Below are 22,687 nucleotides of genomic sequence, written 5' to 3'. Positions count from 1 at the left end.
CGGCACACCGCCGGCCCGTCCGCCCGCAGAAGGAGCCGCAATGGCACGATCCCGCTTCAGGAGCAGAACGACCACGGCGCTGGTCGCGGCCACCGCCGTCCTCGGCGGTCTGCTCGCCGGCGCCCTGCCGAGCGCCGCCGCCGGCGCCGGGGCGCGCGCCGAGGAGCCCGTACCGGTGGCCGTCGACCGTTTCGAGGGCGAGATCCCCTTCGCGAACCCGCCCGCCGAAGGCATCTTCACCTGGGGCAGCGACGCCGACGACCAGCCGACGCTGAGGATCGCGGACCGAGCCGACGCCCCCGAGGGCGACAAGGTCCTGGAGGGCAGCTACGACATCAGCGGCTGGGGCGGTCTCAGCCACGACTTCGCCTTCGACGCACCGGCCCACGACTGGACGGCGTTCAAGGGCATCCGCTTCTGGTGGTACGGCCAGAACACCGCTCCGCTGCCGCCGGGATCGGGCAAGCGCGTCCACTTCGAGCTCAAGGACGGCGGGGCGAACGGCGAGGCGTCCGAGCTGTGGACCACGTCGTTCACCGACGACTGGGAGGGCTGGCACCTCGTCGAGATCCCGTTCGCCGACTTCCGGTACCGCGCGGACTACCAGCCCGTCGGCGGGATCGACCAGGTCCTCGGTCTGAACGAGATGTGGGGGTACGCCCTCACCCTGCCGCCCGGCTCGCCGGGCTCCTTCGCCCTCGACGGTGTGGAGCTGTACGGCAAGGCCGAACCGGCCCTCACCACCAAGGTCGTCACCGACGCCGCCGTGTACCCGGTCGCCGAGGGCGGGACCGCGCAGGTGCGGGTCTCGGTCGCGACCACGGGCTCCGGGCCGATCGACGAACCCGTGACGGTCGCGTACACCACCGAAGGCGAGAGCCCCGCGGGCCGCGGCGCCACGGCGGGACGGGACTACACCCCGGTCACCGGCAGTGTGACCTTCCCGGCCGGCACACCGTCGGGCACGTCCCGTTCGATCGCCGTCGCGACCACGAAGGACGGTTCCGCCGAGGCCGCGGAGACGATCCCGCTCCGGCTCACCGTCGCGGGGGCCAAGGCCCCGGCGGAGACGCCCGTGGTCGTCGTGAACGCCCACGGTCTGCCGTACCTCGACAAGAGGCTCCCGGTGAAGAAGCGGGTGGCCGACCTCCTCGGTCGGATGTCGCTCGCGGAGAAGGCCGGCCAGATGACGCAGGCCGAGCGCAACGCGCTGAAGTCGCAGGGCGACATCGCCTCCTACGACCTCGGCTCGCTGCTCTCCGGCGGAGGCTCGGTGCCCACCCCCAACGCTCCCGAGGCGTGGGCCAGGATGGTCGACGCGTACCAGCTGCGCGCCCAGGCGACCCGCTTCCAGATCCCGTTGATCTACGGCGTGGACGCCGTGCACGGGCACAACAACGTCATCGGGTCGACGATCATGCCGCACAACATCGGCATCGGGGCCGGCCGCGACCCCAGGATCGCCGAGAGGACCGGCGCCGTCACCGCCAAGGAGGTGCGGGCCACCGGCATCCCGTGGGACTTCGCGCCCTGCCTGTGCGTGACCCGCGACGAACGCTGGGGCCGCTCCTACGAGGCGTTCGGCGAGGACCCCGCCCTGGTCACCGCCATGGAGACCGTGATCAACGGCATGCAGGGCGCGCGCAACGGCCAGGACCTCGACCGCAACGACAAGGTGCTCACCAGCGCCAAGCACTTCGTGGGCGACGGCGGAACCGAATTCGGTTCCTCGACCACCGGCTCCTACACGATCGACCAGGGCGTCACCAAGGTCACCCGCGAGGAGCTGGAGGCGGTGCACCTCGCACCGTTCGCCGAGGCCGTCGAGCGGGGCGCGGGCACGGTCATGCCCTCCTACTCCTCGCTGGACATCCTGGGTGACGACCACGGCCCGGTGAAGATGCACGCCAACGCCGAGATGATCAACGGGGTCCTGAAGGACCGGATGGGATTCGACGGCTTCGTCATCAGCGACTGGCAGGCGATCGACCAGATCCCCGGCGACTACCCGAGCGATGTCCGCACGTCGGTCAACGCCGGACTCGACATGATCATGGTGCCGACCAACTACCAGGACTTCACCCGCATCCTCCAGGAAGAGGTGACGGCCGGGCGCGTCAGCCCGGCCCGCGTCGACGACGCGGTGTCGCGGATCCTGACGCAGAAGTTCAGGCTCGGACTGTTCGAGCGGCCGTACGCCGACACCACGCACCTCGGCACCGTCGGCTCCCCCGAGCACCGCGCCGTGGCGCGCGAGGCGGTCGCCGCGTCCCAGGTACTGCTCAAGAACGACGGCGCTGCGCTGCCGCTGAAGACGTCGCAGAGGGTCTACGTCGCCGGGTCCAACGCCGACGACCTCGGCAACCAGGCCGGTGGCTGGACCATCAGCTGGCAGGGCGCGTCCGGCCGGACCACCACGGGCACCACGATCCTGGAGGGGATGAGGAAGGCCGCTCCCGGCGCGGAGATCTCGTACTCCAAGGACGCCTCCGCCGCGACGGACGGCTACGACGTCGGCGTCGTGGTCGTCGGCGAGGCCCCCTACGCCGAGGGCTTCGGTGACGTCGGCAACGGCCACGACCTCGAACTGTCCGCAGCCGACAAGGCGGCCGTCGACAAGGTCTGCGCCGCCATGACGTGCGCGGTGCTGGTCGTCTCCGGCAGGCCGCAGCTCATCGGCGACCGGCTCGGCGCGATCGACGCCCTGGTCGCGTCCTGGCTGCCCGGCACCGAGGGTGACGGCGTGGCGGACGTCCTCTACGGCAAGCGTCCCTTCACCGGACAGCTCCCCGTGACCTGGCCGAAGTCCGAGGCGCAGCTGCCGATCAACGTCGGCGACGCGTCCTACGACCCCCAGTTCCCGTACGGCTGGGGCCTGACCACGCTGGCCAAGGCGCCGGCGGGCGGGGAGACGGCGCTGCGGGCCATCGGCGTGGCGGCCAGGGTGCTCCAGGCGACGGGCCTCGGCGGGTCGGCGCAGGGCAGGGAACTGGCCGGCAGGGCCCGGCAGATCGTCCAGCAGAAGATCGGTCAGGACATCACGGAGGCGACGGCCAAACCGTTCGCCGAGGCGGACCACCTGCTGCTCACCGGTGACCTCGCAGGGGCCGTCGCGCGGCTGACCACCGCGTACCGGGCCGCCTGAGCGAGTGAGGTCCCGGTAGGGCACGGGGGGAGTACGGGGCCGGGCGACCGGCCCCGTACTCGTCGGGCGGCAGCGCCGTCCACCCGGGGGTGCTTCCGCTCAGGGGACGCGCGCGGCGATCGCTCGCGCGCAGTCCAGCGACTCGGTGCGGGTCGTGTCCACCTCCAGGTCGTAGCGCACGCCCTCGTGGACGACCTCCGCCTGGAGGGCGGCCATGCCGACGGTCCGGTCACCCCGCGCGATCTCGCGTCCTGCGGTGACCTCGGCGTCACAGCGGACGCCGACCCAGAGCACCGGGAGACCGTCGAGCGCCCGCTGCCAGCGCTCCTGCGAGGCCGCGCCGCCGAGGAAGACGTCGTCGACGACGATCCGGGCACCGGCGCGGGCCATCGCCGCGATCCCTCCCCGCCAGGCCGCTTCCAGCGCGTGGAACTGCGGCCCGACGCTCACCCCGCCGTCCCCGGCGAAGGTGATCCCGTCGTCACAGGCGCGGAGGGAGGCGGGCAGGGCGTCGACGAACGAGTCGACCCCGACGGCCAGCCAGGGGTCGGGCAGCACGGCCTGGAGACACCGGACGATGCCGGTCTTGCCTGAACTGGAGCCGCCGTTGAGGATGATCATCCGGGTATTCACGGCGCCACGGTAGGGGTGCCCCGGCGGCGCGTCGAGCGGATATCGGCGCTCCGCAGCGGCAGTACGCCCCTTCGGTGATCCTGTCGCCGGCCATGGTCTCGGGGCTGTCGTCTTCCCGGCCCTCCCACGGGCGCGGACGAACGGACCAGCGCGTGGGTACGAAACGCTTGCTTTGTACGATGGCGGCATGCCCCCCGCCCGTGGAGACCATGACGCCCGTCGGCGCGACGTGTCCGCAGCCGTCTGGCGCGTGCTGGCCGAACGCGGCTTCGGCGGCCTCACCCTGCGCGCGGTGGCCGGCGAGATGGGCGCGACGACGGGGCTGCTCACGCACTATTTCCCGAACAAGCGGGCTCTCCTCCGTACCGCCCTGGACGTACTCGCCGAGCGGACGGAGCAGAGGCCGCGCCGCGGTGCCGGAGGGCAGGGTCTCGTCGCACTGCGCGCGGCGATGCTGGATGTCCTGCCGCTCACGCCCGAGGCGGCGGCGAGCAATCGGATCTGGGTGTCCTCGTGGGACGTGGCGCTCGCCGACGCCGAGCTCGCGGCCGAGCACGCCGAGCGCTACCGCCGCTCACGGGCCGGGCTCACCGCCCACGTCGAGGAAGCCCGGCGGCGCGGTGAACTCCCCGCCGGCTCCCCGGCCGAGGACCTGGCGGCGGCGGCCCAGAGCTTCGTCCTCGGGCTGGTCGTCCAGGCGCTGTTCGCACCCGCGGACTTCCCGCCGGAGCGGCAGGTCCGTCTTCTGGACGACTGGCTCGCGGGCGTGCGCGCCGCAGTCGGCGGACCGCTGCCGTCCTGAACGGGGCAGGCTGCCGCCTTCCGCGCGACCGTCCGTCCGCGAGCACTCAGGTCGCCGGCTCGGGTGCGGGACCGGGCCCGGGCAGCGGGCCGGGGGCCGGGTGAGGATCGGGCCGTGGGGCCGGCGGCGGCTCGGGATCGGGCTGGGGCCGCGGCGGTGCCGGGGGCACCGGATCGGGCCCGCCCGGGCCGGGCACCGGCCCGGGAAGCGGACCCGGCCGCGGGCCGGGGCCCGGCCCCGGCGACGGGGTGGGGCTGGGAGGGACGGGATCGGTGGGAGGAGTACCCATGACGCCACCTGGTCGTAGTCGTGGTCATCGTCCTTGGCCGCCGTCGACCCGGCGCTGCGCGGATCGCGGTCTTCGCGTCGCCTACCCGTCGGGCGTCCGATGACACCACGCGCACGGGCCCCGGGCTCCCGGGCCCGGCGGGGCGCTTCCGGCGTCCTCTCCTCCGGCGCGCGGCGGCGCACCGGGAGGGGTTAGGTGGGTAGTACCTGGGGGCTCACGGGCGGGCGATCCGGATCCGCCGGCCCTCCGGGGCGAGGAGGCCGATCCTGATGTCCAGCACCGTGAGGGACATGATCGACACGTACCCGGCCGACCTTGGCGGCATCGACCAGGCGAAGCTGACCCGCTGCATCGAGGAGTGCGTCGCGTGCGCCCAGGCGTGTACCGCCTGCGCGGACGCGTGCCTGTCCGAAGGCATGGTGGGGGACCTGACGAAGTGCATCCGTACCGACATGGACTGCGCCGACATCTGCACGGCGACCGCGTCGGTCCTCTCCCGCCACACGGGGTACGACGCCCACATCACCGCGGCGATCCTCCGGGCCTGCTCCGTGGCGTGCAGGGCCTGCGGCGACGAGTGCGCGTCCCACGCCGACATGCACGACCACTGCCGGGTCTGCGCCGAGGCGTGCCGCTCGTGCGAACAGGCCTGCGAGGAGCTGCTGGCCTCCCTCGGCTGAGACGGTCCGGGCCCGGACCCGTCCGGTCGCCTGAGACGGCAGCCATAGGAGGGACGTTTTCGGGAAGAGGCGGGGCGTGGGACATGGTCCCGCGCCTCAGAAGGAGATCGACATGGCTACAGGCACCGTCAAGTGGTTCAACGCGGAGAAGGGCTTCGGCTTCATCGCTCAGGACGGGGGCGGCCCGGACGTCTTCGTCCACTACTCGGCCATCGACGCCGCCGGGTTCCGCGAGCTCGACGAAGGGCAGAAGGTCACTTTCGACGTGGTCCAGGGCCCGAAGGGCCCGCAGGCCGAACACGTCACCCCCTCGTGATCACCGCTTGATCACCCGGGCGCCGCAGCGCCCGCCCTCGGACCACCCCGCCCCGCGCCGCCCGGCGCGGGGCACGTTCATGGCGGTCACGCTTCCGTGACGGCGCGCGGGTCGGTCACGCGTCGTACGGCGCGTCCTACGCGGCCTCGTACTGGTGGGGTCGGCCGCCGCGCCATTCGATCAGGCGGTCGTCGCCGACGAGCGACTCCGGATCGTCGATGCCGGCGCTGCGGGCGAGTTCGACGAGGTCTCCGTCGTCGTAGGCGATTCCGAGGATGGCGCCGCGCGTCGTCACCCGCCGCCCGCCCGTCGGGGAGAGCCGGTGCACCGTGATCAGGGCTTTCATAACGACGCTCGTGCCCCCGTGCGCCGCCGCCATGCCCCCTCGGGCCGATCTTGAAGCGGCCGGCTGTGGCGAGGGAGGCGCCCCCGGGGGGCGACGCCAAGGACTGGAGGGATTGATTCCGGGTAGTCGCGGCTCGTGACACCGGAGCACGAGGAAGAGCGCGGACGGCCCGACCCCTCCCGGGACTCCATGGACGAGGTGGCGAGCCGGCTCCTCGAGGAGATGGGAGAGGCCGCCGTACGTCTGCGCCGTCGAGCCGCCCGGTTCGGGCAGGAGCCGCTGCCGGAGGATCACGGCGACAGTCGCGCGAGGTACGACCGTCCGCGGAGGGCGGAGACGGCGGAAGGAGCGGATCATGGCCCACGACGAAGCCGACCGGAACGCCGGTGACCCGGCGTCGACGGACAGCGAGGGGCGCGGCGACGACGTCTACCAGCCGACCCACTCCGACGTGGCCAACCGGCCCACCGACGACCTCGACCTCGAGAACGCCATCGGCGCGGACGAACTCGACGTCATGCTGGACCAGGGCTACGCCCCGCCCGACCGGCCGCACGCCGTGACCCGCCACGGCACCACCGGCCGCGAGCAGAGCGAGGGGCAGTCGCTCGACGCGCGCCTGGCTCAGGAGCTTCCGGAAACCGAGCCGCCGCCGGGTGACGGCATCGGTGATCTGGTGGACGGCGAAGGCGAACCGGTGGACCGGGAGTCGGGCGCCACCCGCGCGGGCCGCCTCGTGCCGGTGGACGAGCCCGCGCCGGGCCGGACCGTCGGGGTGCTCGCCAGGGACGTCGGGATCGACGGCGGAGCGGCCGCGGCCGAGGAGGCCGCGATGCACGTGGAGCTCGCCATCGAGGGCGGGGAAGAGGACGAGGACCGCCAGGTGTACTGATCAAGAGCGCCGAGTGCCGGCCACGCTCGTGATCACTGCACCTCGGCCGCGTCCGCAGACGAGAGCGGGCGGCCCGTGGGCCGGGGACGAGGGGAAGCGTCGCCGCCGCGAAGGCGCGACGCAGCCGCACGGCAGGGGAAGCCACGGCGGGAAGGGCCGGTCGCGCCCTTCCCGCCGTAGCGCTGTGAGGGTCCGGTTTGTCGTAGTCGGCGGCGGGCACGCGCGGGGTACGAGATCGCGGACGGCGTTCTCTCCGGCCCCTAGCCACAGGGAGGCACACGTGAGCACCCCACAGCGGGGAAGCGGCAAGTCCGGCCCGACGTCGGACGACGCGCGAAAGAAGGAGGCGGAGGGCCAGGTCCGGTCCGGGCACCCGACCCGCACCGAGGAATGGCACGATCCCGAACCCCCCGTCGACGACCCTCCGTACTCCGACGGCGAAGGCCCCCGAAGGGCCTGACCGTCCGACGTCTTCTCCACCACGCATTGGGGGACCCCCATGGAACTCGGCTTTCTCAAGCCCCTCTTCGACCGTCCCGGTCCCTGGGCATCGGTCTACATCGAAACGACCCGGGTAACCGAGGACGGGGCGAAGCTCCAGGAACTCCGCAACCGCTCCGTCGCCGGACGGCTCATCGACGCCGACGCCGACGCGGCCACCGTCAAGGCGGTCATGGACCGGCTCGCCCACGAGCCCGCCTCCGGATCGCCTCCCGGACGGGCGCTCTTCGCCACGGGCGACGAAGTCGTCCTCGACCTTCCCCTCGCCCAGCCCCCGCCCACGGAGGAGGTGACGTGGTCGACCCTGCCGCACGTCGCCCCCCTGGTGGTGCTGCGAGGCGAGGAGCCGGCCTGCCTGGTCGCCTACATCGACCGCACGGGTGCCGATCTGGAGCTCCGGCGAGCACACGGGCGCGAGAGCCTGGGACAGGCGCGGGGCAAGGAGTGGCAGGGGCGTGGTCACCGCAGCATCCCCGAGGACAGGTACGAGTGGCACTACCGCAACAAGGTCGAGAACTCCGGGGACGAGACCGCCGACATCATCGCCGCGGAGCTGGTCCGGCAGTGGCCCGAGAACGATCCCTCGCTGCTGGTCCTGACCGGCGACGCCCGGGAGCGCAAAGCCGTGTACGGGCGGCTCCCGCAGCACATCCAGGCCGTCGCGGTCGAGGCCGGGAGCGGCGCCCGGCAGCCGGGTGCCTCCACGAGCGCCCTGGACGCGCAGATCGCGGAGGCATGCGAGCGCCACACGCGCGAGCGGCTGCAGACCGCGCTCGAACGTTTCCGCGTCGGGCGGGGCAGGCCGGGTGAGCACCGGGTCTCGTCCGTCGATACCGGCTTCGGGCAGGCCGCCGAGGGGATTCCCGCGGTGGTCGACGCCGCCCGCAAGCACCAGGTGGCCACGCTGCTGATCGACCGGAACGCCTCCGACGCGGGGCGCCGGGTGTGGATCGGTCCCGGGGTGGACGACGTCGCCGTCCAGCGCGGTGACGCCCGCGCCGTCGGCGTCATGGAGCCCGAGGAGGCACGGGCGGACGACGCCCTGCTGAGGGCGGCCGTCGCCGCGAACTGCGAGGTTCTGGTCGTCCCGGAGGGGATGCGCGGACCCGCGGGCGGGGTGGGGGCCGTGCTGCGCTGGAGCGACTGAGGAAGACGCGCGGACGCGAGAGGCGGAAGCGGGGACGGCCGAGGCCGTCCCCGCTTCCGCTTGTGCCGCGGGCGCTCCGGCGTCCCGAGGAGGCTGTCAACGCCCCCCCTCGCGACGCGACTTGCGGGGGGTGAGGAACTCCTGCACCTTGGCCTTCACGCCCTGCTTGACGACGGCGGCCCGGTCACTGTCCCCCTGGAGGACGGCCGTGGCCGCGGCCTCGATCTGGTCGAGCGAGGCATGCGGCGGAATCGGCGGGACCGCCGGGTCGGTGACGAAGTCGAGGACACAGGGCCGGTCCTGGGCCAGCGCCCACTCCCAGGCGCCCGGCACCTCGTCGGGCTTCTCCACCCGCCGCCCCGCGAGGCCGATCGACCGGGCGAAGTCCGCGTACGGCACGTCGGGCAGCGCCTGTGAGGGCAGGAACTGCGGGGCGCCGGTCATGGCACGCATCTCCCAGGTGACCTGGTTGAGGTCCTGGTTGTTGAGGACGGCGACGATCAGGCGGGGGTCGTCCCACTCGTGCCGGTATTTGGCGGCGCTGATGAGTTCGGCCATGCCGTTCATCTGCATGGCGCCGTCTCCGACGATCGCCACGGCGGGCCGGCCGGGATGCGCGAACTTGGCGCCGAGCGCGTACGGGACGCCGCATCCCATGGTGGCCAGCGTCCCCGAGAGCGAGCCCCGCATCGTCCCGCGGAACGACAGATGGCGGGCGTACCAGTTGGCCGACGAACCGGAGTCGGCCGTCACGATCACGTCGTTCGGGAGCAGCGGGTCGAGGGCGCGCACGACGTGCTCGGGGTTGATCGGGTCGGCGGACACGGCGGCCCGCCGCTCCATGACCTCGCGCCAGTGGGCGGTGTCCTTCTCGATCTTCTCGCGCCACTTCCGGCTCTTCTTGCGGTGCAGCAGCGGCAGGAGCCGGGTCAGGGTGGCCTTGGCGTCGCCCACCAGGTTGACCTCGAAGGGGTACCGCAGCCCGACCATGAACGGATCGATGTCGATCTGTACCGAGCGCGCCTGGCCGAACTCCGGGAGGAACTGGGAGTACGGGAAGCTGGAGCCGATGACCAGGAGCGTGTCGCAGTCCCTCATCAGCTCGTAGCTCGGCCGCGTTCCGAGGAGCCCGATCGCTCCGGTGACGTACGGAAGGTCGTCGGGCAGCGCGTCCTTGCCGAGCAGCGCCTTGGCCACGCCCGCGCCGAGCGTCTCGGCCACCAGCTCGACCTCCGTGCGGGCTCCCCGCGCTCCTTGGCCGACCAGTACGGCGACCCGCTCCCCCGCGTCGAGGATCTCGGCGGCCTTCTTCAGGTCCTCGTCGCCGGGCACGGGTGTGTAGGAGGCGATCCCGAGGCTGGAGGGCACCATCTTGAAGGCGTGCTCGGGCGGGGAGTAGTCGAGCTCCTGCACGTCGGCGGGGATGATGACGGCGGTGACGGTCCGCTTGGCGGCGGCGGTGCGCAGGGCGCGGTCGAGGACGTTGGGCAGCTGTTCCGGGACGGTGACCATCTCGCAGAAGTCCGCGGCGACGTCCTTGAACAGGCTGAGGAGGTCGACCTCCTGCTGGTAGGAGCCGCCCATGGCGCTGCGGTTGGTCTGCCCCACGATCGCCACGACCGGGACGTGGTCGAGCTTGGCGTCGTAGAGCCCGTTGAGCAGGTGGATGGCGCCGGGGCCGGAGGTGGCCACGCAGACCCCGGTCCGGCCGGAGAACTTGGCGTACCCCACGGCCTGGAGAGCGGCCGTCTCCTCGTGCCGGGCCTGGATGAACCTGGGCCGGTCGTCCGCTCGGCCCCAGGCGGCGAGCAGGCCGTTGATGCCGTCGCCGGCATACCCGAAGACGTGGTCCACGTCCCACTCGCGCAGGCGCCTCAGTACGTGGTCGGACACCTTGTTCGACACGGAAATCCTCTCCTTTCGCTGGGTGGCCCCCCTTTCGGCTCCCTCCGTGGCTCCCGCTCCGGCTTCCGTCTGCGAAGTCCCGGCGGAGCGCCTGCCGCTGACTGTCCGTCAGCCTCGCAGGGCGTCGAGCCGTCGGCGGGCGGGGCCGAGGGAGCGGCCGCGCCGGGGAGCGTCCCGCCAGGGGTCCTCCGCCAGCAGGCGCTCGACGTCGGCGAGCCGCCGGTGGTCCGCGGCGAGGTCGCCGGAGTCGACGTCGGCCCAGGTGACGGGCGCGGCGACGGGGGCTCCGGGACGGGCGCGTGCGGCATAGGGTGCCACGGCGGTCTGGGCGTAGGCGTTGCGCTGGATGTCGAGGTAGAGCCGGTCCCCCCGGGCCTTCTTGCGGGCCTCGGTGGTGAGCGTGTCGGGGTGGCGGTCCGCGAGCAGCGTGGCGAGGTCGCGGGCGAACGCACGGACGTCGTCGAAGGGGGCCCGGCGGTCCAGCGGCACGATGACGTGCAGACCGCGGGAGCCGGTGGTCATGACGGAGGACGGAAGTGCGACCTCCTCCAGGAGCTCGTGCAGCTGCCGGGCCGCTTCCCGTACGGGGGCGAAGTCGTCGCCCGGTGGGTCGAGGTCGAAGACGAGCCGGTCGGGATGGTCCGGCCGGTCGGCCCGGGAGAGGAAGCGGTGCGGGGTGATGCACGCCTGCCCGGCGAGATAGGCCAGAGTGGCGGCGTCGTCGCAGATCACGTAGGTGACCCTGCCGTCGGACTTGGGCAGTTCGGCGTGGTGCACCCAGTCGGGGAAGTGTTCGGGGAGGTCCTTCTGCATGAATCCGCCCGCGCCGATCCCGTCGGGGTGGCGTTCCAGCATCAGCGGGCGCCCCCGCAGATGCGGGACCATCCGCGCCGCCACCGTGCGGTAGTACGCGACGAGGTCGGCCTTGGTCAGGCCGTCCTCGGGGAACAGGGGCTTGTCGGGGCGGCTGTACTCGACGGCACGCCCGCCGATCCGGATGCTCTCCTTCGCGCCGGCCATCGCCCTCCTCCGTCAGTTCGCCCGGGTCGCGCGGACGACGACGAGTTCCTCGGAGCGCAGGCCCGTACCGACCAGGCCCCGGTCCTCGAACCACTGCGCGCGTGCCGACATGACGGGGCCGAAGGCCTGGGAACGGCTGCGGACGACCTCGGCGCCCAGACCGGCGCGGCGCAGCGCGTCCAGGGTCGCGGTGACACCGGAGAGGGAGGACTGGACGAGCAGCAGGACTCCCGTCGGGCTGAGGAGCACGGGAGCCTGCCGGCAGATGCGGTCGAGGAGCAGGCGCCCGTCGGGCCCCGCGTCCCAGGCGCGGTCCAGGCCGCGGGTGGGCGGCTCGGGGTCCTCGGCGGGGACGTAGGGAGGGTTGACGGTGACCAGGTCGAACCGCTCCCCCGCCACCGGCTCGCCCAGGTCGCCCCTGAGCAGCCGGATCCGGCAGTCCAGCATCCTGGCGTTGAGCCAGGCGGTCGCGAGCGCCTTGCGCGAGACGTCGACGGCGGTGGCGGCCGTCCCGCGCCGGGCGGCGGCGATGGCCAGGATGCCGGTGCCGGTGCACAGGTCCAGCGAACGGGTCCCCGGCCGCAGCTCCTCGCCGGCCAGGCCCTCCAACAGCAGTTCCGTGTCTCCCTGGGGGGCGTAGACGCCCGGAGGCTTGATCATGCGCATGAACCGCAGGTGCCCGCGCGGCGGGTTTCCACGCCTGCCCGGTGGGCGGTTTCTCCCCTGGTGAGGGGGTAGCCGCGCCGGGAGGCGCTCCCGCGCCACCCGTCGGAGGAGGCGACCCCGGATGACCCGCGCAGCTCTGTTCGACGTCGACGGCACCCTGGCCGACACCAATCACCTGCACGTGACGGCGTGGTGGGAGGCGTTCCGCCAGGCGGGCCACGACGTCTCCATGCACGCCCTCCACCGGTCCATCGGACTCGGCAGCGAGGACCTCATCGCCCGTGTGCTGGGCGACGACCGCGACACACGCGAGGATTCCGCGATCAGCGCCGCGCACAAGACGCTGTACGCGACGTACTTCGACCGGCTGCCCGCGCTGGACTCGGCGGCGAAGCTGCTGCGGACGGTGGCCGGTCAGGGCTGGACGGTCGTGCTCGTCACCTCGGCGAGCGGGCGCGAGCTGGAGGCGCTGCGCCGGGCGATCGACGCGGACGACGTGATCGCCCGGACCGCGAGCGCCGACGACGTGGAGGAGGGAAAGCCGGCTCCCGAGCCCGTCCGGCACGCCCTCGACCTCGTCGAGGTCCCGCCGGAGCGGGCGGTGCTGGTCGGTGACACGGTCTGGGACATGAAGGCCGGCTCCCGCGCGGGCGTCTCCTGCGTCGGGCTGCTGTGCGGCGGCATCCCGGCCGACGACCTGCGCTCCGCCGGAGCGGTCGCGGTGTACGCGGACCCCGCCGACCTCCTCGCCCGACTGGCGGAAAGCCCTTTGGCACCGCAGTGAACTCTCCCTGGCGGGCGCCCGTGGGCGGGCTCGCGGGCCTGGGGCGTGAGTCGCGTCCTGGGCGTGACTCGCCTGCCTGGGTGGGAGTCGCGGGCCTGGGCGTGGGTCGCGGGCGCCTCGGGAGCCGGGGCCCGGGCCCCTGGGCGCCCCTTCGAGCGTTCGGGCCCCGACCGGAGGCCCGAGCACCGGCCGGAGGCCCGAGCCCCGGCCCGCGGCGCCGCATACCCCCAGGTCAGGAGCCCGGAATCGCGGGCCGCCGTGTCCGTGCGCATTCCAGCGGCGTTTGCGGGCAATCGCGCCGCATGAACGAACTCTCCGCTCCCCACGGCTCCCACTGGATGCGGACGGCGGCCATCCCCGCCCACCCGCCGCTGACCGGCGACACCGAGGCCGATGTGGCGGTGATCGGGGGTGGCGTCGCCGGGCTCAGCGTGGCCTGGGAGCTCACCCGATCAGGCCGGTCCGTCGTGCTCCTGGAAGCGCACAGGGTCGCGGCCGGGGTCACCGGACACACCACGGGCAAGCTGTCCGCCCAGCACACCCTCGTCTACGCCGACCTCCGGAAGTCCCACGGGGCCGACGCGGCCCGCGCGTACGCCCGGTCGCAGACGGCCGCGGTGCGTCATGTCGGCGACGTCGCCGCGGAGCTCGGGGTCGACTGCGAGCTGGAGAGCCGGCCCGCCCTCACCTACTGCGAGGATCCCGCCGGCGTCGAGGAGCTGCGGGCCGAGGCGGAGGCCGCGCGGGACGCCGGTCTCGACGCCTCCTTCGTGACCGAGACCGGCCTGCCGTACGCCGTCGCGGGGGCGGTCCGCGTCGAGGACCAGGCCCAGTTCCACGTACGGAAGTACCTGCGGGGGCTGGCCGAGGACCTGACGGCGCGCGGAGGCCGGATCCACGAGGAGACCCGGGTCGTGGACCTGGACCGCGGCGAGCCGTGCCGGCTGCGGACGTCCTCCGGGGCCACGGTGACCGCGCGGGACGTGGTCGTCGCGACGCACCACCCCGTCTTCGACCGCGGCATGCTCACCACCCGTCTGACGCAGCACCGCGACCTCGTCGTCGCGGGGCCGCTCCCCGCCGACCGGGATCCGGCCGGGATGTACATCACGCGGGACCAGGGCAAGCGTTCCGTGCGCACCGCCCCGTACGGCGACGGCAGGCTGCTGATCGTGACCGGAGAGGCCTTCGCGCCGGGGACGGAGCCGGACACCGAGGGCCGCTACCGGCGTCTGGAGCAGTGGACCCGCGAGAGGTTCCCCGGGGTGGAGATCACCCATCGCTGGGCGGCCCAGGACAACGCGCCGACCGACACGGTCCCGCTCATCGGGCCGCTGCACCACGGCGACGACGGCCATGTGTACGTCGTGACCGGCTTCGGCGGCTGGGGCATGGCCGGCGGCGTCCTGGCCGGCATGCTGCTCGGCTCGCTCCTCGGGGACCGCCCGGCGGAGCCGGAGTGGGCGGAGCTGTACGACCCCCGCCGCCCCGCCTCCGTGGCCCGCTCGGCGCCGTCCCTGCTGAAGGCCCAGTGGGACGCCGGCAAGCACTTCGTGAAGGACCGGCTGGACACGCTCGGCCCGGGTGCCCGGCGCACGGTGGCCCACGTACGGCCCGGCACGGGAGAGGTGGTGCGGGACGGAGGACATCCGTGTGCCGTGTACCGCGAGGAAGGAGGCGCCGTGCACGCCGTCTCCGCGGTCTGTACGCACATGGGGTGCCTGGTGGCCTTCAACTCCGCCGAACGGACCTGGGAGTGCCCCTGCCACGGCTCCCGTTTCGACGTCGACGGTGAGGTCCTCCAGGGACCCGCCCTGAAGCCCTTGGAGCGGCGGGAACCGCCGGGGGAGGGGTGAGGCGGACGGCCGCGCCCCCACCCGGCGGGGGTTGAACTCCTGATCCACGGGCAGGCGCATTTTGCCCGCGTTTGTCAGGCTTGCGCATATGCGGTCTCGATCTCGGGTGCCCGGTCTTTCGCAGACGAATGGAGGAGGCGTTCTCGTGAGCATGGTGAAGGAATCGATCGACGTGGACGTGCCGGTCCGGCACGTGTACAACCAGTGGACGCAGTTCGAGGAGTTCCCCAGCTTCATGGAGGGGGTGGAGGACGTCCGCCAGGTGGACGACCGCCACTGTCACTGGAAGACGAAGGTGGCGGGCGTGCGCCGGGAGTTCGACACGGAGATCGTGGACCAGCTGCCGGACGAGCGGGTCTCGTGGCGGACGGTGGGGGGCGACAGCCGGCAGAAGGGCGTGGTGACCTTCCAGTCCCTGGACGAGTCGCACACCCGGGTCAGCCTGGCCATGGACTTCGAGCCGGAGGGCGTGGCGGAGAAGGCGGGTGACGCGCTGGGGATCCTCGACCGCCGGGTCAAGGGCGACCTGAAGCGCTTCAAGGGCTTCATCGAGGAGCGCGGGCGGGAGAGCGGCGGCTGGCGCGGCCGCATCACCCCCGGCCAGAGCGACACCGCCGGCGGCACCGGCCTTCCCGGCGGTACCAGCAGCGGAACCGGCACCATGGGCGTACCCGGCGGTCCCGGACCCGGACGCCCCATGCCGGGGCCCGGCTCCAGCCTCCCGGTCGACCCGGACGACATGCGGCACGGCTGACGTGCACGACGGGCGGGAACCCGCCGGCCCCGGCCGGCGGATCCCGCCCGTCACGCTCACCGGACCGGCCCGCCGTCACGGCGGGACCGGCACGACACGGGACCGGGGGCCCGACGCCGTCAGTGGACGTCGCCCCACCCTCCACGGCCCCCGAGGTGCGCCATGAACCTTCCCCTCCCCGACGACGTGAGCGAGCTCAAGGCCGTCATCGGGCGCGAGATCTCCGCCCTGCGCGCCGACGTCCGGCGCAAGACCGGGACCCGGCAGCCGCCGCCCCTCGCCCAGGACCGCGTCTCGCCCCTCCAGAGCACCGCGCTCCTGCCGCGGCGGCACGAGGCGGCGCTGTCCACCTCCTGCGTGTGCGGCACGGAGGAGGGCGAGGACGCCGGCCCGGACGGGAAGGAGCACGACCCCTGGTCGTGCATCTGCGCCACCCTGCCGGCGATCCCCGCGTCGGCCGCGCTGCTCACCCCGCTGCGCGACGACAACGGCGGAGTCGCCGACTTCGTCATCCGGGCGGGCAATCACATCCGGTCCGCGGAGTGGCTGGAGGCGCCGGCCCACCAGGTGGGACAGCGGTTCATGGAGGCCCGGCCCGGGGCGGCCGCGAGCGGCCTCCTCTCGGCACTCACCGAGACGCTGACCACCGGGCGCCCGATGGAGAGCGTCGTCGTGGACTACACGGAGGAACGGCTGGGCCGCCTCCACCGCGCCCAGCTGCTCTACTGCGCCGCCGCCTGCGGCGGACAGCTGGTCGCCACCTGGCGTCCGGTCCGCAGCCAGGCGGAGCTGCTGACCGTGGACGCCCAGCACCTCGCTTCGATGGGCTGGGGCCACTGGGACCTGCTGTCGGGCAAGGTGACCTGGTCGGAGGGTCTGAGCCGGATCTTCCGGACGGACCTGAACATGCCGTGGTCGCTGGAGGAGCTGTGCGACGCGCTGCTGCCCGCGGACACCACGGCGTTCGCGGAGTTCATCACGGCGGTCCTCGCGGGGGAGGAACCGGCGTGGACCCGGATCCGGTTCCTGGTCTTCGGCGAGGTGCGCACCCTCGATCTGCTCGGGCGCCCGGTCGCCGGCACGGACGGGCGTCCGTGGGCCGTGCACCTCGTCGCCCGCGACCTCACGCCGCAGATGCGCAGCCGGCGCCGCCTGGTGGAGACGGAACGGGAGACGGAGCGGCTGCGCCAGCAGGCGGAGGCCGAACGCCAGGTCGCGGGGATGCTCCGCGAGGCGCTGCTGCCGACGCACTCCGAGCAGCTGGCCGCGGTGGGCCTGACGGTGGCGGCCGCGTACCAGCCCGCGGAGCCCGACTCGGCCGTCGGCGGCGACTGGTACAAGTGCCGTCTGCTTCCCGACGGACGGGTGCTGGTCGCGATGGGCGACGCCTGCGGGCACGGGCTGGACGCGGTGGCCCGGATGGCCCAGCAGCGCCACGCGCTGGCGGGTCTGGCCCAGACCGGCGCGCCGGCCGGGGAGATCATGACCTGGCTGAACGAACTGGTGTGCAGCGACCCCTCGGGGCAGACGGCCACGGCGATCGCCGGGCACATCGACGCCGACCGGGTCCTCCACTGGGCCGACGCGGGGCATCCGGCGCCCGTGGTGCGCCGCGAGGGACGGGCCTTCGCGCTCACCACCGAGCAACGCGGCCCGCTCCTGGGGGCGTTGCCGGGGTACGCGTACGAGACGTCGGCGTACCCCCTGCAACGGGGCGATCTGCTGCTGATGTACACGGACGGCATGGTCGAGCGGCGCGGCGAGGACATCACCGAGGGCATCGAGCGGCTCGTGACCACGGTGGGCGAGGCGGCGGGGCTGACGCCGCAGCAGACGATCGACCGGCTGGTGGAGGATCACGCCCGGTCGGGGCACGACGACGACGCGTGCCTGCTGGCGATCCGCGTCGACTGACGGACGGACATACGAGCGCCGCTCCGGGGGAACACCCATCCCGGGGCATATGACTACACACCATGACAGAAGGGCGAGGCCTGCACATGGATGGGATCGTGCTGCTGCGCGAGGACCGCACGACGGTCGAAGAGCTGTCCGCGAAGAACGTCCGCCGCCCCCTCGGGGCCGACGGACGGGACCGCTGCCCCGGCCCGCGCCGGGTCACGGACCGGCGCCGTTCCCTCGCCGACCCGGGCGTCACCCATGGCTAGCCCCACCCGGTCCGCCCCGGCGGGGAGCGGGACCTCCGACGTCACCCTGAAGGTCAACGGTTCGCCGCGGACGCTGCGCCTGGACAACCGCACCACCCTGCTGGACGCCCTGCGGGAGCGCCTGGACCTCGTCGGCGCCAAGAAGGGCTGCGACCACGGGCAGTGCGGCGCGTGCACGGTCCTCGTGGACGGGCGGCGGGTCAACAGCTGTCTGCTGTTCGCCGTGGCCTGCGAGGGCGCCGACATCACCACGGTGGAGGGACTCGCCGAGGACGGCCGTCTCCACCCGGTCCAGGAGGCGTTCGTGGCCCGGGACGCCCTGCAGTGCGGGTACTGCACACCGGGACAGATCTGTTCGGCCGTCGGCATGCTCGGCGAGGCCGCCGAGGGACACCCCTCCGTGGTGACTCCCCCGGACGGCCCCGCACCGCTCGGCGCCGACGAGATCCGGGAGCGCATGAGCGGCAACCTCTGCCGCTGCGGTGCCTATCCGCACATCGTCGACGCGATCGAGGAGGCCGCGACGCCATGAGGTCCTTCTCCTACCTCCGCGCCGGCACGGCCGAGGAGGCGCTCGACGCGTTCGACGCCCACCCGGAAGCCCAGTTCCTGGGCGGCGGGACCAATCTCGTGGACCTGATGAAGCTGGGCGTCGCCGCCCCTGAGGTCCTCATCGACGTCAGCCGGCTCCCGCTGGACGCGGTCGAGGAGACCCCCGACGGTGGGCTCCGCGTCGGGGCGACCGTGCGCAACAGCGACCTGGCCGCGCATCCACTGGTCCGCACGCGGTACACCGCGCTCTCCCAGGCGCTGCTGTCCGGGGCGTCGGGACAGTTGCGCAACACCGCGACCACCGGCGGGAACCTGCTCCAGCGAACCCGCTGCCCCTACTTCCAGGACACGTCCAAGCCCTGCAACAAGCGGGAGCCGGGCACGGGCTGTCCCGCCCGCGACGGAGCCCATCGCGATCTCGCGGTCCTCGGCCACTCGGAACACTGCGTCGCCACCCATCCCTCGGACATGGCCGTCGCGCTGGCCGCCCTCGACGCCGTGGTCCATCTGCGCGGCGTGGACGGCGAGCGCGCGGTCCCGGTGACGGACTTCCACCGGCTGCCCGGCGACCGGCCCGACCAGGACACCGTCATCCGCCCGGGGGAACTGATCACGGGCGTCGGCCTGCCGCCCCTCCCGGCCGGCGTGCGCAGCGCCTACCGCAAGGCCCGTGACCGCGCCTCGTACGCGTTCGCGCTCGCCTCCGTCGCCGCCGTCGTCCGCGTCGAGGACGGTGTCGTCGAGGACGCCACGCTCGCCTTCGGCGGTCTCGCCCACCGGCCGTGGCGTGCCCGCGCCGCCGAGGACGTGCTGCGCGGGGCTCCGGCCACCGCCGCGACGTACGCCCGGGCGGCCGACGCCGAACTGGCCACGGCGCGGCCGCTGCGCGACAACGGCTTCAAGGTGACACTGGCGCGGAACCTCGCCGTCAGCGTCCTGAGCGACCTCGCCTCCCGCGCCGAAGGAGACAGGAACCCGGCATGAACGACCGACTCTCCCCGCCGTCCGTCACCTCCCCGCAGGACGTGACGGCCGGAGCCCGCGGGACCGCGACGGCCACGGGCGGCGACGTGGTGCGCCGCGAGGCCCGCCTGAAGGTGACGGGTGCGGCGCGGTACGCCGCCGAGCACACCCCGCCCGGTTGCGCGTACGCCTGGCCCGTGCCCGCCGCCGTCGCGTGCGGCCGGGTCACCGCCGTCCACAGCGACGCCGCCCTGGCCCTGCCCGGCGTGCACGCGGTCCTCAGCCACGCGAACGCGCCCCGGCTGGGCACCCCCGACGACCCCACGCTCGCCGTGCTCCAGGACGAGCGCGTCCCGCACCGCGGCTGGTACGTCGCCCTCGTCGTGGCCGACTCCCCGGAGAACGCCCGCGCCGCCGCCGAGGCGCTGCGCGTGGAGTACGAGGCCGACGAGCACGAGGTGCGCCTGACCGCCGACCATCCCCGCATCTACACCCCGGAGGAGGCGAACGGCGGCCACCCGGCGGTGCGCGAACGCGGCGACTTCGACGCGGCCTTCGCCGCCGCCGAGGTCCGGGTCGACGCGACGTACACCATGACGGCGCTCCACAACCATCCGATGGAACCGCACGCCGCCACGGCGTGGTGGGACGACGGCCGGCTGACCGTGTACGACTCGAGCCAGGGCTCGACGACGGTACGGGACACCCTGGCGGGCCTCTTCGCCCTGCCCCCGGAGTCGGTCACCGTCCTGTCCGAGCACGTGGGCGGCGGGTTCGGCAGCAAGGGCACACCCCGCCCCCACGTGGTGCTCGCGGCGATGGCGGCCCGCCACACCGGGCTCCCGGTCAAGCTCGCCCTTCCCCGCCGTGACCTCCCCGCCGTCGTGGGCCACCGCGCGCCCACCGTGCAGCGCGTACGGCTCGGCGCGGGCGGTGACGGCGTCATCACGGCGCTCGCGCACGAGGTCGTCACGCAGACGTCGACGGTGAAGGAGTTCGTGGAGCAGGCCGCCGTCCCCGCCCGCACCATGTACACCTCGCCGGCCGGCCGCACCGTCCACCGGGTGGTGGCGCTGGACGTGCCGACGCCGTCGTGGATGCGGGCTCCCGGCGAGGCGTCCGGCATGTACGCCCTGGAGTCGGCGATGGACGAACTCGCCGTCGCCACCGGCATCGACCCGGTGGAACTGCGCGTCCGCAACGAACCGGACACCGAGCCCGACAGCGGACGGCCGTTCAGCAGCAGGCACCTCGTGGAGTGTCTGCGCGAAGGAGCCCGGCGCTTCGGCTGGGAGGGGCGCGACCCGCGGCCCGGGGTGCGCCGTGAAGGGGACCTGCTCCTGGGCACCGGCGTGGCCGCCGCCACCTATCCGGTGCTCGTCAGCCCCTCCACCGCGTCCGCGCACGCCTCCCCGGACGGCACGTACACCGTCCGGCTCAACGCCACCGACATCGGCACGGGTGCGCGCACCGTGCTCGCGCAGATCGCCGCCGAGGTCCTCCAGGCGCCCGTCGAGTCGGTTCGCGTCGACATCGGCAGCAGCGGACTGCCCGACGCCCCGCTCGCCGGCGGCTCCTCGGGCACGGCCTCCTGGGGATGGGCGGTGCACAAGGCGTGCACCGCCCTCGCCGGGAAGCTGCGCGCGCACTCCGGGAAGCCCCCGGTCGACGGCCTGTCCGCGACGGCCGACACCGAGGAGGAGGCCGGGCGCGAATCCCCCTACGCCCGGCACGCGTTCGGCGCCCACTTCGCGGAGGTCCAGGTCGACACCGTGACCGGCGAGGTCCGGGTGCGCCGCCTCCTCGGGGTCTACGCCGCCGGCCGCATCCTCAACCCCCGTACCGCGCGTTCCCAGTTCATCGGCGGGATGACCATGGGCATCGGGATGGCCCTGACGGAGACGAGTTCCCCCGACGCGGCCTTCGGCGGCTTCACGGAGCGCGACCTGGCCGCCTACCACGTGCCGTCCTGCGCGGACGTGCCCGCGATCGAGGCGCACTGGCTGGAGGAGGACGATCCGCACCTCAATCCGATGGGAAGCAAGGGGATCGGGGAGATCGGCATCGTCGGCACCGCCGCGGCCGTCGCCAACGCCGTCCACCACGCGGTGGGGGTACGGCTGCGGGACCTGCCCCTGACTCCCGACCGCCTCCTCCCGCACCTCAGCGAGGGGGATCGATGAAACGGCCGTGCGCGGCCGCCAGGGTGAAGCCGGGGCCGAAGCCGATGAGGATGCCCTCGGCCTCGTGAGCGGGCGGGGCGTCGAACGTCCGGGCCAGCACGTCGAGTACGGCGGCCCCGCCGAGATTTCCGCACGCGGCGAGACTGGCCCACGAATATGTCAGGTCGCCGTCTGCCGGGTCGGGATCGAGTCCGAGTCCGTGGGCCGCGTCGGTGAGGATCCGCGGCCCGCCGGGGTGCACGACGGCGAAGTCGAGACGGCGGCCGCCGAGCCACTTCGTGATCGCGGGAAGGCAGTCGTTCAGAGCCCGGGTGGCCGCCGGGGTGGAGTCGAAGGCGAGGCCCGCTCCGGACAGGCGGCCGCGGTAGCGGTCGACGCTGTCGGGCAGGACGTACTCGAAGGTGTCGTCCAGCAGGACGTGCGGGCCCGGCCGGCGCGGGACGCCGGAGGCGACCACCGCGGCGGCCCCGTCCCCGAACAGCGCCTTGTAGATCATCGATTCGCGGCTGGTGTCCGCGTGGTTGTACGTGGCCGTGGACAGGCATTCGGCCACGACGACCAGGACGTGGGCGCCGGGGTGGGCGGCGATGTCCCGGTGGGCGTAGACCAGGGACTGCGCCCCGCCCGCGCAGCCCAGGGTGGCCAGGGGGATGCGGCGTATGTCGGGTCTCAGGCCCAGTGCGTGGATCAGGTGGACGTCGAGGGACGGCACGGTCCAGGAGGTGGTGTGGCTGGTGATGACGCAGTCGACGTCACCGGGCTCCAGCCCGGCGTGGGCCAGGGCCCGGCGTCCCGCCTCGACCGCGAGCCGGAGCGCGTCCTCGTAGGCGGCGCGGTTGCGTTCCGCCACGGGAGCGTCACCGGACACGGTGGGCGCGGACAGGGGGCGGGTGAACCGCCGGGTCTCGACGGTCGTCGCGCGGGCGATCCGCAGGAACGCGTCGAGCCGCGGCAGTCCGGGGTGCGCGCGGCGGATGTCGTCGCACAACTCGTCGGTCGTGACGACGTGCTCGGGCAGGGCGATGGCGGGACGGGCGAGATACGTCAAGGCTGACTCCCCTGGGTGGGACGGACGGACGTAACGG

20 protein-coding genes and 1 pseudogene are annotated in these 22,687 nt (G+C 73.5%); 15 read left to right on the top strand and 6 right to left on the bottom strand.

The window, feature by feature from the left end:
* Positions 1 to 40 precede the first annotated feature (40 nt).
* Positions 41 to 3,145: a glycoside hydrolase family 3 N-terminal domain-containing protein gene (locus tag AB0K65_RS04530; RefSeq protein ID WP_365714207.1), complete on the top strand. Its 3,105-nt coding sequence runs from the start codon at positions 41 to 43 to the stop codon at positions 3,143 to 3,145.
* Positions 3,146 to 3,244: 99 nt separating this feature from the next.
* On the opposite strand, the gene cpt is transcribed toward AB0K65_RS04530, so the two are convergent.
* Complete coding sequence (gene cpt / locus AB0K65_RS04525; RefSeq protein ID WP_365714245.1) at positions 3,245 to 3,766, bottom strand: chloramphenicol phosphotransferase CPT; 522 nt, start codon at positions 3,764 to 3,766, stop codon at positions 3,245 to 3,247.
* Positions 3,767 to 3,965: 199 nt separating this feature from the next.
* Here cpt and AB0K65_RS04520 point away from each other — a divergent pair, with 199 nt between their 5' ends.
* The 3 genes from AB0K65_RS04520 (at position 3,966) to AB0K65_RS04510 (ending at position 5,865) form a co-directional block, all read left to right on the top strand.
* On the top strand, positions 3,966 to 4,580 hold the full coding sequence (locus tag AB0K65_RS04520) for a TetR/AcrR family transcriptional regulator (protein WP_365714206.1): 615 nt from the start codon (positions 3,966 to 3,968) through the stop codon (positions 4,578 to 4,580).
* Positions 4,581 to 5,138: 558 nt separating this feature from the next.
* A complete protein-coding gene (locus AB0K65_RS04515; protein WP_365714205.1) occupies positions 5,139 to 5,549 on the top strand; it encodes a four-helix bundle copper-binding protein in 411 nt (136 codons plus the stop codon).
* Positions 5,550 to 5,661: 112 nt separating this feature from the next.
* Positions 5,662 to 5,865, top strand: coding sequence for a cold-shock protein (locus tag AB0K65_RS04510; protein WP_365714204.1), 204 nt, complete (start codon positions 5,662 to 5,664; stop codon positions 5,863 to 5,865).
* A 136-nt stretch (positions 5,866 to 6,001) separates the two neighbouring features.
* Here the strand turns inward: AB0K65_RS04510 and AB0K65_RS04505 are convergent, their stop codons facing one another.
* A complete protein-coding gene (locus AB0K65_RS04505; RefSeq protein ID WP_365714203.1) occupies positions 6,002 to 6,211 on the bottom strand; it encodes a hypothetical protein in 210 nt (69 codons plus the stop codon).
* A gap of 355 nt (positions 6,212 to 6,566) precedes the next feature.
* Here AB0K65_RS04505 and AB0K65_RS04500 point away from each other — a divergent pair, with 355 nt between their 5' ends.
* The 3 genes from AB0K65_RS04500 to AB0K65_RS04490 all read left to right on the top strand — a co-directional run bounded on the left by AB0K65_RS04500 (position 6,567) and on the right by AB0K65_RS04490 (position 8,751).
* Entirely contained in the window at positions 6,567 to 7,103 is a 537-nt protein-coding gene (locus AB0K65_RS04500; RefSeq protein ID WP_365714202.1) for a DUF5709 domain-containing protein, read from the top strand.
* Positions 7,104 to 7,383: 280 nt separating this feature from the next.
* Positions 7,384 to 7,563, top strand: a complete 180-nt coding sequence (locus AB0K65_RS04495; RefSeq protein ID WP_365714246.1) for a hypothetical protein — start codon at positions 7,384 to 7,386, stop codon at positions 7,561 to 7,563.
* A 39-nt stretch (positions 7,564 to 7,602) separates the two neighbouring features.
* On the top strand, positions 7,603 to 8,751 hold the full coding sequence (locus tag AB0K65_RS04490) for a hypothetical protein (RefSeq protein ID WP_365714201.1): 1,149 nt from the start codon (positions 7,603 to 7,605) through the stop codon (positions 8,749 to 8,751).
* A 96-nt stretch (positions 8,752 to 8,847) separates the two neighbouring features.
* On the opposite strand, the gene AB0K65_RS04485 is transcribed toward AB0K65_RS04490, so the two are convergent.
* The 3 genes from AB0K65_RS04485 to AB0K65_RS04475 all read right to left on the bottom strand — a co-directional run bounded on the left by AB0K65_RS04485 (position 8,848) and on the right by AB0K65_RS04475 (position 12,336).
* On the bottom strand, positions 8,848 to 10,656 hold the full coding sequence (locus AB0K65_RS04485; RefSeq protein WP_365714200.1) for a thiamine pyrophosphate-requiring protein: 1,809 nt from the start codon (positions 10,654 to 10,656) through the stop codon (positions 8,848 to 8,850).
* Between the two features lie 108 nt (positions 10,657 to 10,764).
* Positions 10,765 to 11,676: a non-homologous end-joining DNA ligase gene (gene ligD / locus AB0K65_RS04480; protein WP_365714199.1), complete on the bottom strand. Its 912-nt coding sequence runs from the start codon at positions 11,674 to 11,676 to the stop codon at positions 10,765 to 10,767.
* Between the two features lie 12 nt (positions 11,677 to 11,688).
* On the bottom strand, positions 11,689 to 12,336 hold the full coding sequence (locus AB0K65_RS04475) for a HemK2/MTQ2 family protein methyltransferase (protein ID WP_365714198.1): 648 nt from the start codon (positions 12,334 to 12,336) through the stop codon (positions 11,689 to 11,691).
* Between the two features lie 127 nt (positions 12,337 to 12,463).
* Between AB0K65_RS04475 and AB0K65_RS04470 the strand changes: the two genes are divergently transcribed.
* The 8 genes and pseudogenes from AB0K65_RS04470 to AB0K65_RS04435 all read left to right on the top strand — a co-directional run bounded on the left by AB0K65_RS04470 (position 12,464) and on the right by AB0K65_RS04435 (position 21,602).
* Positions 12,464 to 13,126, top strand: a complete 663-nt coding sequence (locus tag AB0K65_RS04470; protein WP_365714197.1) for an HAD family hydrolase — start codon at positions 12,464 to 12,466, stop codon at positions 13,124 to 13,126.
* Positions 13,127 to 13,428: 302 nt separating this feature from the next.
* Positions 13,429 to 14,982, top strand: a complete 1,554-nt coding sequence (locus tag AB0K65_RS04465) for an FAD-dependent oxidoreductase (RefSeq protein WP_365714196.1) — start codon at positions 13,429 to 13,431, stop codon at positions 14,980 to 14,982.
* Between the two features lie 145 nt (positions 14,983 to 15,127).
* Positions 15,128 to 15,586: pseudogene (locus AB0K65_RS04460) on the top strand (SRPBCC family protein); the annotation flags it as partial.
* 312 nt (positions 15,587 to 15,898) lie between these two features.
* Complete coding sequence (locus AB0K65_RS04455) at positions 15,899 to 17,650, top strand: PP2C family protein-serine/threonine phosphatase (protein WP_365714195.1); 1,752 nt, start codon at positions 15,899 to 15,901, stop codon at positions 17,648 to 17,650.
* 62 nt (positions 17,651 to 17,712) lie between these two features.
* Positions 17,713 to 17,904, top strand: coding sequence for a hypothetical protein (locus AB0K65_RS04450; protein WP_365714194.1), 192 nt, complete (start codon positions 17,713 to 17,715; stop codon positions 17,902 to 17,904).
* Positions 17,897 to 18,436 (top strand): 2Fe-2S iron-sulfur cluster-binding protein, encoded by a 540-nt coding sequence (locus AB0K65_RS04445; protein WP_365714193.1) that lies wholly within the window; start codon positions 17,897 to 17,899, stop codon positions 18,434 to 18,436. Before AB0K65_RS04450 ends, AB0K65_RS04445 begins: the two co-directional genes overlap by 8 nt.
* Positions 18,433 to 19,440 (top strand): xanthine dehydrogenase family protein subunit M, encoded by a 1,008-nt coding sequence (locus tag AB0K65_RS04440; protein WP_365714192.1) that lies wholly within the window; start codon positions 18,433 to 18,435, stop codon positions 19,438 to 19,440. Before AB0K65_RS04445 ends, AB0K65_RS04440 begins: the two co-directional genes overlap by 4 nt.
* The gene (locus AB0K65_RS04435) at positions 19,437 to 21,602 is read left to right on the top strand and encodes a xanthine dehydrogenase family protein molybdopterin-binding subunit (RefSeq protein WP_365714191.1); all 2,166 of its coding nucleotides are present in this window, start codon (positions 19,437 to 19,439) and stop codon (positions 21,600 to 21,602) included. The genes AB0K65_RS04440 and AB0K65_RS04435 overlap by 4 nt, the downstream gene beginning before the upstream one ends.
* Here the strand turns inward: AB0K65_RS04435 and AB0K65_RS04430 are convergent.
* Positions 21,583 to 22,650, bottom strand: a complete 1,068-nt coding sequence (locus AB0K65_RS04430; protein WP_365714190.1) for a PhlD — start codon at positions 22,648 to 22,650, stop codon at positions 21,583 to 21,585. The genes AB0K65_RS04435 and AB0K65_RS04430 overlap by 20 nt on opposite strands.
* Positions 22,651 to 22,687 lie beyond the last annotated feature (37 nt).

It is taken from the genome of Streptomyces sp. NPDC053755, from assembly GCF_040677675.1.
GTDB lineage: Bacteria > Actinomycetota > Actinomycetes > Streptomycetales > Streptomycetaceae > Streptomyces.
The sequence above is the reverse complement of the archived record's forward strand: the minus strand, read 5'-3'. Positions and strand labels throughout refer to the sequence as shown.

What these genes read in the sequence shown, in the direction of transcription:
- AB0K65_RS04530 (WP_365714207.1), top strand. Translation starts at nt 41, where the DNA reads ATGGCACGATCCCGCTTCAGGAGCAGAACGACCACGGCGCTGGTCGCG.
- AB0K65_RS04515 (WP_365714205.1), top strand. Translation starts at nt 5,139, where the DNA reads ATGTCCAGCACCGTGAGGGACATGATCGACACGTACCCGGCCGACCTT.
- AB0K65_RS04510 (WP_365714204.1), top strand. Translation starts at nt 5,662, where the DNA reads ATGGCTACAGGCACCGTCAAGTGGTTCAACGCGGAGAAGGGCTTCGGC.
- AB0K65_RS04465 (WP_365714196.1), top strand. Translation starts at nt 13,429, where the DNA reads ATGAACGAACTCTCCGCTCCCCACGGCTCCCACTGGATGCGGACGGCG.
- AB0K65_RS04505 (WP_365714203.1), bottom strand. Translation starts at nt 6,211, where the DNA reads ATGAAAGCCCTGATCACGGTGCACCGGCTCTCCCCGACGGGCGGGCGG.
- AB0K65_RS04435 (WP_365714191.1), top strand. Translation starts at nt 19,437, where the DNA reads ATGAACGACCGACTCTCCCCGCCGTCCGTCACCTCCCCGCAGGACGTG.
- AB0K65_RS04455 (WP_365714195.1), top strand. Translation starts at nt 15,899, where the DNA reads ATGAACCTTCCCCTCCCCGACGACGTGAGCGAGCTCAAGGCCGTCATC.
- AB0K65_RS04500 (WP_365714202.1), top strand. Translation starts at nt 6,567, where the DNA reads ATGGCCCACGACGAAGCCGACCGGAACGCCGGTGACCCGGCGTCGACG.
- AB0K65_RS04450 (WP_365714194.1), top strand. Translation starts at nt 17,713, where the DNA reads ATGACAGAAGGGCGAGGCCTGCACATGGATGGGATCGTGCTGCTGCGC.
- AB0K65_RS04445 (WP_365714193.1), top strand. Translation starts at nt 17,897, where the DNA reads ATGGCTAGCCCCACCCGGTCCGCCCCGGCGGGGAGCGGGACCTCCGAC.
- AB0K65_RS04520 (WP_365714206.1), top strand. Translation starts at nt 3,966, where the DNA reads ATGCCCCCCGCCCGTGGAGACCATGACGCCCGTCGGCGCGACGTGTCC.
- AB0K65_RS04470 (WP_365714197.1), top strand. Translation starts at nt 12,464, where the DNA reads ATGACCCGCGCAGCTCTGTTCGACGTCGACGGCACCCTGGCCGACACC.
- AB0K65_RS04490 (WP_365714201.1), top strand. Translation starts at nt 7,603, where the DNA reads ATGGAACTCGGCTTTCTCAAGCCCCTCTTCGACCGTCCCGGTCCCTGG.
- ligD (WP_365714199.1), bottom strand. Translation starts at nt 11,676, where the DNA reads ATGGCCGGCGCGAAGGAGAGCATCCGGATCGGCGGGCGTGCCGTCGAG.
- AB0K65_RS04440 (WP_365714192.1), top strand. Translation starts at nt 18,433, where the DNA reads ATGAGGTCCTTCTCCTACCTCCGCGCCGGCACGGCCGAGGAGGCGCTC.
- cpt (WP_365714245.1), bottom strand. Translation starts at nt 3,766, where the DNA reads ATGATCATCCTCAACGGCGGCTCCAGTTCAGGCAAGACCGGCATCGTC.
- AB0K65_RS04475 (WP_365714198.1), bottom strand. Translation starts at nt 12,336, where the DNA reads ATGATCAAGCCTCCGGGCGTCTACGCCCCCCAGGGAGACACGGAACTG.